Annotated in this window: 10 protein-coding genes and 2 pseudogenes; 6 read left to right on the top strand and 6 right to left on the bottom strand. The window is 60.9% G+C overall.

The genetic code is table 11. The features are described from left to right. Positions 1 to 638: pseudogene (locus AB5Y64_RS03400) on the bottom strand (IS5 family transposase); the annotation flags it as partial. A 141-nt stretch (positions 639 to 779) separates the two neighbouring features. Between AB5Y64_RS03400 and AB5Y64_RS03395 the strand changes: the two are divergent. Together AB5Y64_RS03395 and AB5Y64_RS03390 are read left to right on the top strand one after the other, a co-directional pair. Beyond that, entirely contained in the window at positions 780 to 1,136 is a 357-nt protein-coding gene (locus AB5Y64_RS03395; protein ID WP_010674886.1) for a hypothetical protein, read from the top strand. Next, positions 1,084 to 1,961: pseudogene (locus tag AB5Y64_RS03390) on the top strand (hypothetical protein). The gene AB5Y64_RS03395 and the pseudogene AB5Y64_RS03390 overlap by 53 nt, the downstream one beginning before the upstream one ends. Before the next feature lie 54 nt (positions 1,962 to 2,015). On the opposite strand, the gene AB5Y64_RS03385 reads toward AB5Y64_RS03390, so the two are convergent. From AB5Y64_RS03385 to AB5Y64_RS03375, 3 genes are all read right to left on the bottom strand, one after another. Beyond that, entirely contained in the window at positions 2,016 to 3,767 is a 1,752-nt protein-coding gene (locus tag AB5Y64_RS03385; protein WP_043155177.1) for an ABC transporter transmembrane domain-containing protein, read from the bottom strand. Positions 3,768 to 3,876: 109 nt separating this feature from the next. Beyond that, complete coding sequence (locus AB5Y64_RS03380; protein ID WP_041211502.1) at positions 3,877 to 5,613, bottom strand: ABC transporter transmembrane domain-containing protein; 1,737 nt, start codon at positions 5,611 to 5,613, stop codon at positions 3,877 to 3,879. 139 nt (positions 5,614 to 5,752) lie between these two features. After that, the gene (locus AB5Y64_RS03375; RefSeq protein WP_045524566.1) at positions 5,753 to 8,551 is read right to left on the bottom strand and encodes a response regulator; all 2,799 of its coding nucleotides are present in this window, start codon (positions 8,549 to 8,551) and stop codon (positions 5,753 to 5,755) included. A 153-nt stretch (positions 8,552 to 8,704) separates the two neighbouring features. Between AB5Y64_RS03375 and trxC the strand changes: the two genes are divergently transcribed. The 3 genes from trxC (at position 8,705) to AB5Y64_RS03360 (ending at position 11,456) form a co-directional block, all read left to right on the top strand. Beyond that, positions 8,705 to 9,145 carry a thioredoxin TrxC gene (gene trxC / locus AB5Y64_RS03370; RefSeq protein ID WP_010674892.1) on the top strand — a complete coding sequence of 147 codons (441 nt, stop codon included), beginning with the start codon at positions 8,705 to 8,707 and terminating at the stop codon, positions 9,143 to 9,145. Positions 9,146 to 9,299: 154 nt separating this feature from the next. Further along, positions 9,300 to 10,688 carry a DASS family sodium-coupled anion symporter gene (locus AB5Y64_RS03365; RefSeq protein ID WP_043155181.1) on the top strand — a complete coding sequence of 463 codons (1,389 nt, stop codon included), beginning with the start codon at positions 9,300 to 9,302 and terminating at the stop codon, positions 10,686 to 10,688. A 201-nt stretch (positions 10,689 to 10,889) separates the two neighbouring features. Beyond that, positions 10,890 to 11,456: a cytochrome b/b6 domain-containing protein gene (locus AB5Y64_RS03360; RefSeq protein WP_081844077.1), complete on the top strand. Its 567-nt coding sequence runs from the start codon at positions 10,890 to 10,892 to the stop codon at positions 11,454 to 11,456. A 64-nt stretch (positions 11,457 to 11,520) separates the two neighbouring features. Here AB5Y64_RS03360 and AB5Y64_RS03355 read toward each other — a convergent pair whose 3' ends face one another. Both AB5Y64_RS03355 and AB5Y64_RS03350 read right to left on the bottom strand, forming a co-directional pair. Continuing rightward, complete coding sequence (locus tag AB5Y64_RS03355) at positions 11,521 to 13,995, bottom strand: glycogen/starch/alpha-glucan phosphorylase (RefSeq protein WP_043155186.1); 2,475 nt, start codon at positions 13,993 to 13,995, stop codon at positions 11,521 to 11,523. 393 nt (positions 13,996 to 14,388) lie between these two features. Next, positions 14,389 to 14,586 (bottom strand): DUF4250 domain-containing protein, encoded by a 198-nt coding sequence (locus AB5Y64_RS03350; protein ID WP_005323525.1) that lies wholly within the window; start codon positions 14,584 to 14,586, stop codon positions 14,389 to 14,391. 234 nt (positions 14,587 to 14,820) lie between these two features. Between AB5Y64_RS03350 and AB5Y64_RS03345 the strand changes: the two genes are divergently transcribed. Continuing rightward, positions 14,821 to 15,300: a cell division inhibitor gene (locus AB5Y64_RS03345; RefSeq protein WP_010674896.1), complete on the top strand. Its 480-nt coding sequence runs from the start codon at positions 14,821 to 14,823 to the stop codon at positions 15,298 to 15,300. Positions 15,301 to 15,547: the final 247 nt, after the last annotated feature.

Below are 15,547 nucleotides of genomic sequence, written 5' to 3'. Positions count from 1 at the left end.
GTCGCTGCGCTGCGGGATGACTGCTTTTATCCCTCTGCGCCGGAGTTCGGCCCGCAAAGCCCTGCTGCTATAGGCCTTATCTGCGGCAAGATGCGTTGGTCACGTGCGATAACGGCCTGATGAAGTCGGGATCCTTGCCATGGCCAACGCACTTGTCGCATATCTGATTTCCGCTGATTGCCCCGGCGAAAGGCAGAACCCCAGCGGTAAACCATTACCATCAGTGACCAAGTGAATTTTGCTGCCAAAACCACCACGAGAGCGACCAAGTGCTTGATTCACCGGAGTGTTTTTTTACGCGCTCCGGCAGCATCTTTGGATGCCCTGACATTGGAGCCGTCCAGGCACCACAGGTCGAAATCGATGAGCCCTTCTTCATTGAGCTTGAGTTGCAGCGCTTCCAGAATGGCATCAATCCGGCCTGCATCCTGCCAACGCCGGAAGGTGTTGTAGACCGAATTCCATGGTCCGAAACGTTCTGGAAGGTCTCGCCAAGGAGCTCCGGTGTGGAGTATCCAGAGAATGCCATCGAGCACTTGGCGCGGTTCATGGGTAGGGCGCCCGATCAGGCTTCGAGAAGAAAACTGGGGCTCGATAAGCCCCCATTGTGCATCAGTCAGCTGATAACGGTGGGACACGGAATGGATCTTAAGCTGTTGAGAAGATGTGAGATTATATCTTCATCACTTTAAGAACACAGCCTAGGCTGTTGCTGGCCAGGAAGTAGCCACTCGGCACCGGGTCAACCCGTCTACCAATCTCACCATAAGGATAGAGAGATGAGTCACGTGCAACAGTTGTTCAACGGGGGCGAGAGCGCCGGTACTTTCCAGCTCAACTTCAACAACAACCGTGCCTACGAGCTGTTTGGCCGGGAGTACCTCAAGTGCTATGCCAACCTCAGCGCCAAGGGGAAGATGAGCAAGCCCCTGCCCACCGGGCCGCTGAGCTACACCGTCGACTTCGCCATGGATTGCGGCTGCAGTTCGGTGCTGTTTGACTTCAACCTCGCCTACAAGAAGACCTTCGGCAACCAGTTGCAGGCCCCCCTGTGGCGCGAGTCGGACTACGAGGCCGTAGCTGGTGCTCTGCCAGCTGGTGCGCGAGGCACCGGCCAACCGCCTGAGCAACCATGATCAGTTCGCCGAGGCCGAGGCCTTCTTCAACGACGTCAATCTGCCCGACACCGTCCGGGCGGTGGGCAGTGATCCCTATGCCGACAAGGACGGCCTGGTGGAGTTCATCGTGGCCAACGAGCTGCTGGACGATCCCGCAGTCATGGCCAAGCTGGCGGAACAGAAGGCCTACCTCATCGCCATCACCTCCGTGGTCACCGCCTACATCAACCGTTACGCCGAAGCCTATGGCGAGCAGTACAAGACGGACGCGGATCTCTGGGCCAGGGCCCTCTCCAAGATCCCCCTGATGGGGCCGAGCAAGATCGATCAGCAGAGCTACAGCCGCCACATCAAGGGGCTCAGCATCGCCACCGACTTCATCAACTTCATCATGGACGTGGTGGTGAGCCAGGGCACCACGGCGCTGGCCAGCTTCAACAAGTTCCTGCAAAAGCAGGGGGATGCCATCCGCTTCGGGGTGGAGAACAACAAGGACTTCACAAGACCATCACGGTGGGGGTCACAGTGGAAGTGTTCAAGGTGGGCAACGAGCTGGTCTATGTGCCGAAGATCAAGCAGTACCGCGTCAACTTCGACCGCCAGAACAGCAAGTTCACCTCCGCCTGTGCCAGCGCCGAGTTCGTCGACATCTACTTCAACTACCTCTATGCCGCCAACGTGTTCGACTACGAGGCCCTCAAGGACCCCGAGATCAAGCGCGACTTCGACAACTTCATCCAGAAGCAGCGCAAGGCACAAATTGAAGAAGCGGATACCTTCTTCAACGATGACTTCCCGCCCCTGGAGCCCAAACAGGTCAGCCGCAGCAAGGCCACGGTCTAACCCCGCCAGTCAAAAAAACAGCCGGCAGATGCCGGCTGTTTTTTTAGGTGGGCCTCAGGCCCGTTTCTCTTCAAGCCAGGCCCCCTGGCTCTGCATCTCGAACAGCTGGGCATAATGCCCCCCCAGCGCCATCAGCTCGCCGTGGGTACCGCGCTCGCTCACCCACCCGCGGGAGAGCAGCAGGATTTCATCGGCATCCACAATGGTGGAGAGGCGGTGAGCGATGGCGATGGTGGTGCGGCCACGGCGCGCCGCCGAGAGCGCCTGGGAGAGGGCGAGCTCGGTCTGGGAGTCCACGCTCGCGGTCGCCTCGTCCAGGATGAGGATGCGCGGATCCCCCACCAGGGCGCGGGCAAAGGAGAGCAGCTGGCGCTGGCCGGCGGAGAGGTTCTTGCCCCCCTCCTCCATCAGGGTGGCCAGGCCATCGGGCAGGCGGCGCACGAAATCGGCCAGCTGCACCTCCTCCAGGGCCTGCCAGAGCCGCCCATCCTCGATGCCGTCACGCCCAAGGCGCAGGTTCTCGGCCAGGGTGCCGACGAAGATGAAAGGATCCTGCTGCACCAGGCCGATGCTGCGGCGCACCGCCGAGAGGGCCAGGCCGTTCATGGGGTGATCATCGAAGTGGATGCTCCCCCGATCCAGGGGGTAGAAACCCATCAGCAGGCTGATGATGGTGGACTTGCCGCTGCCGGTGTGGCCCACCAGCGCCAGCATCTGGCCCGGCCGTGTGGCAAAGCTCACATCTTGCAGTACCTGCTGCTCCCCGTCGTAGGAGAAGCCCACCCCGTCGAAGCGTACCCGTCCCTCCAGGGGGCGCACCTCCCCGTCGGTGCTCTCGCGGGTTTCATCGAGCAGGGCGAACACCCGCTCCCCCGCCACCATGGCCTGCTGCAACTGGTTGAGCTGGTTGGTCATCTCGATGAGGGGCTCGATCATCCGCCCCAGATAGCTGATGAAGGCGTAAAGCACCCCCACCTGGATGGCCCCCGCCGTGCTCAGCCCCTCGTGGGCGAACAGGGCCAGCAGACCGATGAGCACCATCATGTAGAAGAGATCGATGAGGGGGCGCAGCAGGATGCCGTTGATCTTGAGGCTCTTGATCCGCGCCTGCCAGTGCTGCTGGTTCACCCCCGCAAAGGCGTTGGCGAAGTGGCGCTCCTGCACCATGGCCTGGATCACCGGCATCCCCTGCAACGACTCGTTGAGACGGCTGTTGATGTCGGAGAGCAAGGATCGGGTCGCCCGCACCACGGGCACGCTCAGTTTCTGATAGAGCCACATCACGGCTCCCACCGCCGGCAGCAGGGTGGCGCACACCAGCATCAGGCGCAGATCCAGCAGCGCCATGGAGAGCAGGATGCCGCACAGGAGCACCACTTTTTGCACCAGGAGCCCTATCACCTGGACATAGAGGTTCATGATCGCCTCGGTGTCGTTGGTGATGCGGGAGATGAGGGAGCCCGAGCGGTGCTTGTCGAAATAGCGGGCAGGCAGGCGGATGGCGGTGGCGAACACCTGCTCGCGCAGACGCTGCACCACCGCCTGGGCGATGCGGTTGAAGCGCAGGGATTGCAGATAGAAGCCGGCCGCCGACAACACCTGCAGCCCCAGATAACCGGCGGCAAGGGCGGCGATGATGCCCCACTCCAGCCGGCGCGGCGCCAGGTAGTCATCGATGAAGAGCTTGATGAGCAAGGGGCCCGCCACCTCGGCGCCGGTGGCGAGCAGCAGGCAGATGCCCGCCTGCACCAGCCAGCGGGGGTAGCTGGCGCAGTAGGCGAGCAGCCGTTTGATGGTTGGATTCACAGACTTGCCTCCAGCGCAACGTTCCACGGGAATTGACTCTCTTTGCTCCCCTCTCCGCTCGCGGGAATCGGGTGAGGGGTGAGGGGTGTCTGGGGCCTTGTCATCCTGTTCACAGGCTCTCCTCCACGTCCTGCTCCAGGCGCTGGTAGCGGACCATGTCCGCGTACCAGCCGTTCCTGGCCATCAGGGTCTCGTGACGGCCCCGCTCGCTGATCGCTCCCTGCTCCAGCACCAGGATCTCGTCCGCCTGCTCCACCGCCGTCATGCGGTGGCTCACCAGCACCAGGGTGCGCTTATGGACCTTGAGGGCCAGCAGGATCTGCTGCTCGGTGTGGGCATCCACCGCCGAGAGGGCGTCATCCAGCACCAGGATAGGGGCATCCAGCAGCAGGGCGCGGGCGATGGCCAGACGCTGCTTCTGACCACCGGAGAGGGTCACCCCCTTCTCCCCCACCTCGGTTTCATACCCTTTGGGGAAGCGGCTGATGTCGTCGTGAACACAGGCGATGCGCGCCACCCGCTCAATCTCCTCCCGGCTCGCCTCGGGGCGGCCCAGGGCGATGTTGGCCGCGATGGTGGTGGAGAACAGAAACGGCTCCTGGGGCACATAGGCAAACTGGCTGCGCAGCTCACCCAGCGACAGTTGCGAGATGGGCACCTCCCCCATGCGGATCTCCCCGGCCGTGGGGTTGGCCAGGCGCATCAGCAGCTTGAGCAGGGAGCTCTTGCCTGCCCCGGTGCGTCCCACTATCCCCAGCATGGCGCCAGCCTGCAGGGTGACATCCACCCCCTGCAACAGGGTGCGTTGCTCCAGCCGGTAGCCCAGCCCCTGCACCCGCAGGGGAAACGCCGAGGCCAGCGCCACGGGATGGGCCGGCTCCTCGATGTCGCTGCGCTCCCCCAGCAGGCTTTCGATGCGCGAGTAGGCGGCGCTGCCCCGCTCGATGATGTTGAACAGCCAGGCGATGGCGAACATGGGCCAGATGAGCTGGCCGAGGTACATGGTGAAGCTGGTGAGCTCCCCCAGAGTCAGCTTGTCTTGCAGCACCAGGGCGCTGCCCCCTGCGACCGCCAGAAAATAGGAGCAGCCGATGCACAGGTAAATCACGGGGTCGAACTTGGCGTCGATGCGGGCCACCGCCATGTTGCGCTCCCCCGCCTGACGGGTCAGCTCGGCAAAGCCCTCGTCCTCCAGGGATTCGACCGCGTAGGATTTGAGCACCCGCACCCCGGAGAGGGCCTCCTGGGTCTTGTTGTTGAGGCGGGAGAAGGCCCCCTGCGCCGCCTTGAACTCCTTGTAGATCTGGGTCCCGAAGCGGTTCATGAAGAAAGCCATCACCGGCAGGGGCAGCAGGGAGAGCAGGGTCAGCTGCCAGGAGTACTGGCTGCACATGATGGAGAGCACCAGGATGCCGACGATGAAGGAGTCCACCAGGGTCAGCACCCCTTCCCCTGCGGTCATCTCCACCGCCTGGATGTCGTTGGTGGCGTGGGCCATCAGATCACCGGTGCGGTGGCGCTGGTAGAAATCCGGGCTCATGCGGGTGAAGTGGCTGAACAGCCGGTTGCGCAGCACGTAGGCGAGCCGGTAGGAGGCACCGAACAGCATGACCCGCCACACATAGCGCAGCAGGTAGATAAGCAGTCCCAGGCCAAAAAGCCCCGCCAGATAGCCGGTCAGGGTGCCGCTGTCCAGGTCACCCTTGGCGATGCCATCCACCACCCAGCCCACCACCTTGGGGGGGATCACGGTCAACAGGGCCACCAGCATCAGCAGGGAGATGGCCACCAGATAACGCCGCCACTGATCCTTGAAAAACCAGCCAAGCCGCAAAAATACGCTCACAGAGAAGTCCTTGGTCGCGGCGCGCTGCCGCGTGATCGTGAAGAGAAGCTCAATACAATCGCCCCCTGGCGGGGGCGAACGAGTGGGTCATCATAGCCTGAAGCGGGTGACTTGAGAACGATTGCTATCTTGCCCTCCCTCAGAGCCGCTTGTCGGGGGGTGAGAACGGGAAGGCGACCGACTCCTGCTGCTCTCCGGTGAGCAGGAAGTGGGAGACCTCCTCCCGGGTCTGGGTAAAGACCTGCTGCAACTGGTTGAGCTCCCCCTCGCTCAGCTCCTCCTGCAGCCGCAGCCGCCACTCCAGTTCCCCGGCCAGCAGTTGCAGGCGGGAAGCGGAGATGTTGGCCGAGACCCCCTTCAGGGTATGCAGCAAACGGCACGCCACTTCGGGCTGCTGGCGACGCAGGGCGGTGCGGATGTCCCACAGATCGTCCTTGTGCTCGGAGAGGAACAGCTTGAAGAGGATCTGCAGCGCCTCCCTGTCATGCTCCAGCCGGCGCAGGGCATCCTCCAGATCCAGCACGCCCATGAGGGCCGGCGGCTTGACCTCGATGGGCACCTTGGGCTCCCCGCCGCTGCTCTTCACCCATTGCAGCAGGTTGTTGTAGAGATCGAGCTTGCTCACCGGCTTGGTGACATAGCCGTTCATGCCGACGCCAAGGCAGCGCTCCCTGTCCCCCGGCATGGCGCTGGCGGTGAGGGCGATGATGGGCACATCGTGCTTGTCCACCATCTTGCGGATCTGGCGGGTGGCATCCAGCCCGTCCAGCACCGGCATCTGCAGATCCATCAGGATGACGTCAAACGGCTGCTCCGCCACCTGCTCCACCGCCTCGCGGCCGTTGTCCACCACGGTGACCTTGGCCTCCACCCGGCGCAGGTACTCCAGAATGAGCTGCTGGTTGACCCGGTTGTCCTCGGCCAGCAGCACCCGGGTACCACGCAGCAGCTCCCGGAACTGCTGCTGATCCCCCTGGGCCTCCGCCTGGCGGACCTTGCTGTCATGGGAGCTGCCGTTGAGCAGTTCGTCCACCTTGGCCAGCAAGGCGTTTTCGGTCATGGGCTTGGCCAGGAAATGGGTCAGTCCCATGCTCTCCATCCGCCCGTGCAGCCCCTCCCTGGACCAGGCGCTGGTCATCAGGACAGGCAGGCGCCGCCACTGGCTGTGCTGGTACATCTCGAGGGCCAAGTCCAGACCATCCTCCTGACCCATGCGCCAGTCGAGGATGGCGAGGCGGATGTGATGCCCCTCTTCCCGCAGCACCTGACGGGCGCGGGAGAGGCTGTTGACCGTGATGACGGACGCCCCCGCCCGCCCCAGGATGTCCTTGGCCAGTTCCAGCACCAGCTCGTTGTCATCCATCATCAGGATCAGGGGCTGGTGATCGAAGAAGACCCGGCGACCCGAGACCCCGTACACCGCCTGGGAGATGGGGATCTCGAACAGGAAGGTGGAGCCCACCCCGGGCTTGCTCTGCACGGTGATCTCCCCGCCCATCAGCCCCACCAGGCGCTGGGAGATGTTGAGGCCAAGCCCGGAGCCGCCATATTTACGGGTATTGCCCGCCTCCAGCTGGGTAAAGGGCTGGAACAGCTGGGCCTGCTTCTCCGGGGCGATGCCGATGCCGGTATCCCGCACGCTGAAGCAGACCCGCATGGGATGCTGGCTGGTGAGCGTAATGGCCACCTCCACCTCGCCCCGCTCGGTGAACTTGATGGCATTGTTCACCAGGTTGACCAGTACCTGACCGAGGCGCAGCGGATCCCCGCGCAGAAAGTCGGGCACGGCGGGAGACTTGTTGATGATGACCTCGATGTGCTTGCGCTCCGCCAGATCCGCGAACATGGCGGCGAGGGAGTCGAGCTGCTCGCTGAGATCGAAGTCGATCTCCTCCAAGGTCAACTTGCCGGACTCCACCTTGGTGAGATCCAGAATGTCGTTGATGAGCAGCAGCAAGGTGTCCGACGAGGATTTGATCTTGTTGAGATAGTCCCGCTGCTGGGGATCCAGACTGGTTTGCAGTGCCAGGGCGCTGAAGCCGATGATGGCATTCATGGGGGTGCGGATCTCGTGGCTCATGTTGGCCAGGAAGTCGCTCTTGGCCTGGGCCAGCAGCGCGGCATGGCGAGAGAGCTCGCTCAGCTTCTGGTTGCGACGCCACAGGGTCGCGGCCACTAGCGAGAAGCAGAGCAGCGCCCCCCCCAGCACCATCAGGTAGAAGCGGCTCTTGAGGGAGGAGGCCCGCTCCAGCTTGCTCTGCTTCCAGGCGGGCAGTGAGCTCAGCCCCTTCATCTCCACCACCTGATTGCGCAGGCGATGGTACTCCATCACCTGCTGATTGAACTCCTGGCCCAGCCGGACGAGGGCCGCGACCCTCGGCTGCTCGCCATAGCGGTCAAGCAGGTGCTGCTGGAGTTGCAACAGTTGTCGCTGCTCGTTCTGATCCCAGCTACGTCTGAGGTAGTGGTGCAGGCGCATGAGTTCGGTCAGGTCGCGGTACTGCGCCTCACCGACCGGCAGGGTGCCTTGCAACGCCTTGAGCTGGCCCTGGAAGCGGGGAGCCAGATACTCGATGGTCATCTCCATGGTGTAGAGCCTGGCGAGATCCAGCAGATAACCGTCGATGTCCCGCTGCAACGCCTGGGAGCCGGGGTCGTCCACCGACTCCGGATCCTCGTGCACCAGCCTGACGAACCTGTCCAGGTGACTGGAAAGCAGGCTCAGGCGTTGCTGTACGCTGCCATCGCTGGCCTTCTCGCGCCCCAGCAGATAGACGGTATCGGTATTGACCCGATTGAGCACCATCTCAGCCGCCACGCTCAAATCGAAGGCACGCTGCTGCTGGCTGAGCAACTGCCAGCAATAGGCAGAAAAGCCCACCAGCGATACGATGATAAGGCCAAAGACAACACGATTGCCCCGTGCAACACTCTTCATCCCGTCTCGATTCTCATGTCATGGTCGGCCATCCGGTGACATCAGGTCACGGCCGGAGGCCAACTGTGAAAAACCACTGAGTGCTATGTTACCGTTAGTCGGCGCTCTGATTGCAATAAAGATGTTGCCGGGCCATGAAATAAGGAAGCAATTATGTCACTTGTCACCACCTATTGTAGCCAATGCTTTACCCGCAACCGCCTGCCTGTCGAAAAAGCAGACTCAAACGCGAAGTGTGGCCGCTGTCGTCACGCCCTCTTCGAACAAACCCCGGTGGCGGGGCGTCAGGCCAGCTTCGATGCCCTGATCCAGTCCGACATCCCGGTGGTGGTGGACTTTTGGGCAAGCTGGTGTGGCCCCTGCCTGCAGTTTGCCCCCGTCTTTCAGGAGGTCGCCCGGGAGCTTGAGCCCCGCCTTCGCTTCGTGAAACTCGATACCGAGCAGGAGGCCGCCATCGCAGGTCGCTATGGCATTCGCAGCATTCCTACCCTGATGGTCTTCCAGCGGGGGGAGATCCTGGCACAGCGCAGCGGCTCCCTGCCCAAGAGCCTGTTCAAGGAGTGGCTGCTCTCCTTCACCTCCCCCGTCAAATGAAAATGAAATGTTTCATTTCTGTTTGATTGAAGATCCATTTTCACTTGACTCTGTGAGTCGCCACATGATTTGACCATATCCCCCTGTTTCAAACAGGGGGATATATGTAACCTCGGCATCACAACAACAACCATAAATTAACCGAGAGAACGTTATGCACACATCGGCTGTACCTCCGACTCCCCCCTCACGCTGGCTGGACATCAAGTCCGGGATCGTCATCCTGGATCTGCTCCTGCTCTGCGCCATGCTGGCATGGCTCCCGTTTGACCCCATGGTCAACAAGGGGCTGGCCATCCTGATCTTCATCGCCATCCTCTGGCTGACCGAGGCAGTGAACATCACCATCACTGCCATCTCCATCCCGGTGCTCGCCACCCTGCTCGGGGTGTTCGACATGAGCAAGTCGCTGACCGACTTTGCCAACCCCGTCCTGTTCCTCTTCTTTGGCGGCTTTGCCCTCGCGGCAGCCCTCTCCAAGCAGGGACTCGACACCCAGATCGCCGGCAAGGTGATGCAGCTCGCCAAGGGACACCTGGGCTGGGCTTCCATCGTGCTCTTCACCATCACGGCCGCCCTCTCCATGTGGATCAGCAACACCGCCACCGCGGCCATGATGATGCCGCTGGCACTCGGCATGCTGAAGGGGCTGGACGTTCACAAGGAGCGCCGCACCCTGGTCTTCGTGCTGCTTGGCGTCGCCTATAGCGCCAGCATCGGTGGCATCGGCACACTGGTGGGCAGCCCCCCCAATGCCATCGCCGCCGCTCAGATGGGCTTGGGCTTCACCGACTGGCTGGAGTTCGGCATCCCCGTGGTGATCATCTTCATGCCGGTAGGCATCGGCCTGCTCTATCTGGTCACCCGTCCTAATCTCTCCCACCAGGTCAGCACCGAGCAGGTCACCATCGAGTGGACAGGCCAGCGCAAGGTGACCCTGGCCATCTTCCTGACCACGGTGCTGCTGTGGATTGGATCCCAGCCTCTTGCCAAGGCACTGGGCGGCATTCCCCAGTTCGATACCCTGATCGCCATGGGCGCCATCCTGGCCATCGCCGTCAGCCGGGTCGCCAGCTGGGATGACATCAACCAGAACACCGACTGGGGCGTGCTGCTGCTGTTCGGGGGTGGTCTCACCTTGAGCGCCATCCTCAAGCAGACCGGGGCCAACGCCTTCCTGGCGGAGCACCTCTCCAGCGGCCTCTCCTCCATGCCCATCTTCGTGATCCTGCTCTGCCTGGCCGCCTTCGTGGTGTTCCTGACCGAGCTGGTCTCCAACACCGCCACCGCCGCGCTGCTGGTGCCGCTGTTCGCCGGGGTGGCCGAGGCTCTGGGGGTCTCCCCCATCGTGGTCTCCGTGCTGATCGCCGTCGGCGCCTCCTGTGCCTTCATGCTGCCGGTGGCCACGCCCCCCAACGCCATCGTCTTCGCCAGCGGCCATATCCAGCAGCGGGAGATGATGCGGGCCGGCCTGGTACTGAACCTGGTGTTCACCGTCATCCTGACCATGCTGGCCTATTTCATGGGGGATATCCTCCACTGAGGTTCGCCCCCTAATGCCCCTCCAAGCCCCGCATCGCCGGGGCTTTTTCTCGCCCCGAAACCACCGCACTCCCTACCCGTGACATCACGGCGACATTAACTCGCACTTAAGAAATCACCTCCATGATGCTGACAACGGCCATCACGCAGCCATGGCTGACGATGGCGATGATCATGGACATCACGACAAGGGGATCACCTCATGGGAAAGACGATGCAGAACAACCGTGAAATCATGGTATGGGATCCGGTGGTCAGGGGATTTCACTGGGCCACTGTGCTGTTGTGCGTGCTGAATCTCTTCATCCTTGAAGAGGGGGCGCGCAACCACCGCTATGCGGGATATGCGCTGGCCGGACTGCTGGCACTGCGCATCGTATGGGGATTCATCGGCTCCTATCATGCCCGCTTCGCCCAGTGGCTGCCGACACCGACCGGCGTCATCACCTATCTCAAGGAGACGATCAAGGGGCGCCACCCCTACTATGCCGGTCACAATCCTTTGGGGTCCTTGATGATACTGCTGCTGTTGACCTGCCTTGTCGGCACCGCCGCCAGCGGGATCATGACCGAATACGGGCCGCTCTCCGGCACCCATCGCATGGAAGAGATCCACGAGTTCTTTGCCAAGGGGCTGCAGGTGACCATCTTCGTCCATGTACTGGCCGTCATCGCCCTGGATCGCCTGGTACGGGGCGATCTCGTCAGGGCGATGATCACCGGCAAGAAACGGGTGCCGGCGGACACCCGGGTGGTCGACAGGCCCTGAGCCTCTCTCAACCCGACAGATGAAAAAAAACCCCGCATCGCGGGGTTTTTCACTGGAGCAGACATCAGCCGACGCTGCAGCTCGTCAGTTTCCAGATCCGGTCTACGTAATCCTGGATGGAGCGGTCGGAGTTGAACTTGCCCATGGTGGCCGAGTTGATGATGGCCTTCTTCGCCCACAGGGCCGGATCCCGGTACCAGGCGTCGATCAGCTTGTGCGCCTCGGAGTAGGACTCGAAATCCGCCAGGGTCAGGTAAGGGTCTCCCCCTTCCAGCAGGGAACGCTTGATAGAGGAGAGTTCCCCCGGGCGACCCGGCGTGAAGTAGTCGGTATCAAACCAGTCCAGCACGGCTTTCAGTTCGGAGTTGGCGTAGTAGAAGTCATACGGGTTGTAGCCGCGCGCCTTCAGGGACTTCACCTCGTCCACATTCAGACCGAAGATGGCGCAGTTTTCGGCACCCGCCTCTTCGGCGATCTCGATGTTGGCTCCATCCAGCGTCCCGATGGTGATGGCACCGTTCAGCGCCATCTTCATGTTGCCGGTACCGGATGCTTCGTAACCTGCGGTGGAGATCTGCTCGGAGACATCCGCCGCCGGGATCAGCTTCTCGGCAAGGCTCACGCGGTAGTTCGGCATGAACACCACTTTCAGCTTGCCCTGGATACGGGCGTCGTTGTTGACCCGCTCCGCCAGCTTGTTGATGGCGTAGATGATGTCCTTGGCCAGCTTGTAGCCGGGCGCCGCCTTGGAGCCGAAGATGAACACCCGCGGATGCATGTCATAGTCCGGGTTCGCCAGCAGGCGACGGTAGAGCGCCATGATGTGGATGAGGTTCAGCTGCTGGCGCTTGTACTCGTGCAGACGCTTGATCTGGACGTCGAAGATCGCCTCCGCGCTCACGTCGATGCCGGTTTCCGCCTTGATGACCTTGACCAGCTTCTCCTTGTTGTGGCGCTTGATGGTCATGAACTGCTGCTGGAACGCCTTGTCGTCGGCAAACTTCACCACGCTGCGCAGCTTGTCCAGTTGCAGCGGCCACTCCTTGCCCACCACCTCGTTGTAGAGTTCGGCCAGTTCCGGGTTGCAGGCCAGCAGCCAGCGACGGGGAGTCACACCATTGGTGACGTTGCACATCTTCTCGGGCCACAGCTCGGCATACTCGGGGAAGAGATCTTCCTTCACCAGCTTGGAGTGGATCTCGGCCACGCCGTTCACCTTGGAGGAGCCGATGACGCACAGGTTGCCCATACGCACCTTGCGCACGTCACCCTCTTCGATGATGGAGAGCTTGGCCTTGATGGCATCGTTGCCCGGCCACTTGGGCTCCACCAGCTCGTTCAGGAAGCGGGCGTTGATTTCATAAATGATCTCGAGGTGACGGGGCAGTACCTTCTCGAACAGGCTGACGGACCACTTCTCCAGCGCTTCCGGCAGCAGGGTGTGGTTGGTGTAGGAGAAGACCTGATAGCAGATGCCCCAGGCGGTATCCCAGTTCAGCCCCTCTTCGTCCACCAGCACGCGCATCAGCTCGGGGATGGCCACGGTGGGGTGGGTATCGTTGAGCTGGATGGCGATTTGCGCGGCAAAGTTGCTGAAGTCACTGCCATGCACCCGCTTGTAGCGACGCATGATGTCCTTGATGGAGCAGGCGCAGAAGAAGTACTGCTGGATCAGGCGCAGCTCCTTGCCGGCGTCGGTCTCATCGTTCGGGTAGAGCACCTTGGAGATGGTCTCGGCCTGGGCCTTCTCGGCCTGGGAGTCGATATAACCACCGGCGTTGAACACGTCCCAGTCGAAGAACTCGGAGGCGCGGGATTCCCACAGACGCAGGATGTTGACGGTGTGACCACCGAAGCCGACCACCGGAATGTCCCAGGGCACCCCTTTGATCTTGCGACCGGCGTGCCACACCTTCTTCAGGCCACCCTTGTCACCAAAGACGGTCTCCACGTAGCCGTAGAGCGGGATCTCCTGCACCGATTCCGGGCGGCAGATCTCCCAGGGGTTGCCATATTCGCGCCAGGAGTCCGGACGCTCGATCTGACGGCCATCCTGAATTTCCTGACGGAACAGGCCGTGCTCGTAGTGGATGCCATAGCCCACCGCCGGGTAGTTCAGAGTGGCCAGGGAATCGATGAAGCAGGCAGCCAGACGACCCAGGCCGCCGTTGCCAAGGGCCATGTCAGGCTCTTGTTCACACAGATCGGTCAGTTCCAGACCAAGTTCACCCAGCGCCTCTTCACAGACTTTGTAGAGGGAGAGGTTGTGCAGGTTGTTGGAGGTCAAACGCCCCATCAAAAATTCAGCAGAGAGATAGTGAATCGCACGAGTATCTTTCTTGAAGTGAGCCTGCTGAGTACGGGTCAGGCGCTCGTACACCTGTTCATTGACGGCGGCAGCGGTCGCTTTCCACCAGGCATCCGGAGAGGCTTTCTGTTCGCTTGTACCCAAGGTAGAACGCAGGTGACGCACGATACTCGCCTTGAGCTGATCTTTATCCAGTTGGAGATCCTGGTCTGTCTTCTTCTTGGTAGCCATAAACCATTTTCCTTCGTTACAAATAAAAAATGTCATCCCATCGGGTGGACCGGCGCTGTTGTTATCTCAGAATATGCTCCGGCGGGGGCATACTAGCTAAAGCCAAGGGTTTAAAAGTTAACGTGAGTCACACTTTAACGCATAAAAATGACAGTTTCACCATGAAAACCCTTTCCTTGAGCCAGCCTGAATGAAATATAAATTTCGTTTTAAATCATAGTGATATAAGAAAACAAAAAAGATAGTTTCATGAATAGGTTTTCAATGATTGCCTGTGACTGAAAATACGTGAAAATAACCGCCGACTAGGGAGAAATTGAAAGCGCTTTCAATTCACACCCCCTCGTCAGGTAATAAAAAGGATGCCCCAATCGGAGCACCCTTTGATTTCAATTAACCATGTGCCTTGAACTGATTGCTCATAGGGTCGTAGTGATACCCGATCTGTTGCAGACGGGTAGCCAGCTGATCTTCTGTCATGTCGTAGTAAGCCAGCAGCTCTTCCAGACCATCACACTCCAGCCGCAGCTTCTCGTTGATGATCCCGAGCAGAATGTTCGCATCCAGTCGTTGCAAGGTACTAACGTCCATCTCGCTCCCTCCTCTCCCTATACAGGACTGTATAACCATGAGCGCCGACCCGAAGTTTGTCTACAGGTTAAAAAACACCCTGTATAAGGAAGATATAAATATCCTTTTTAATCATGTAGTTAAAGTCATCTCCTGTTAATCGGCTCACACTTTTAGCCACAAATGACTTGTCACTCCTTGCGAACAGAACTACTGTATGCGCATACAGCATGGTTATTCATACAGGAACGACATATGAGCCAGCCCCTGAATCTTTGCCCCCCCTCCTCCTCTGCCGGTCTGATCACCACCTGGCCCACTCGTCATCAGAGCAAGATGGGACAAGAGCAGCGGCGCGGCCCTCTCCATCAGGAAGCGCCGCTGCTGGATGCCCTGGGGCAACTGAGTCAGTCTGACAGTGGCTGGATCCTGCTCGTCGCCCCGCCCGGTCTGCCCGCCGCCGCGCAATTGCAGGCCAGAGGGATCAATCCTGCCAGGGTGCTTGTCGTGCACGCCCCCAAGATCAAGAATTGGCAGCGCCTGCTGGAGCAGAGCCTGATCAATGGTCACTGCGCCGCCGTGCTGACCTGGCTGCCCGAACAGGTCGCCCTGGACCGGAGCACATTGAGCACCCTGGGCCAGCGTGCCGGTGTCCTGACCCGCTTCTTCGAGCCCGCAACCCCTCTGGGTGGGGCACTGAGCTACGGCGGCCAGGATATCTACCTGAACCACTGATCGCCCCTTCGGCGTGACAGCCAATGCGCCGGCATTGCCCACCGGGTTATCCAGGCTTCCGACCCGGGATGCCATGGCGACAAAGACAAAGCAGCACAGCAGCACAGCAGCACAGCAGCACAGCAGCACAGCAGCACAGCAGCACAGCAGCACAGCAGCACAGCAGCAGTAAATTTGCTCAGGCCCAGACCGTCAAATGGGGCCCGCAAAAAAAGGCGACCCGAGGGTCGCCTTTCAACATGCTGCT

It is taken from the genome of Aeromonas sp. R5-1, from assembly GCF_040908265.1.
GTDB lineage: Bacteria > Pseudomonadota > Gammaproteobacteria > Enterobacterales > Aeromonadaceae > Aeromonas > Aeromonas caviae.
This window is presented reverse-complemented; position numbering and strand designations above follow the sequence as displayed.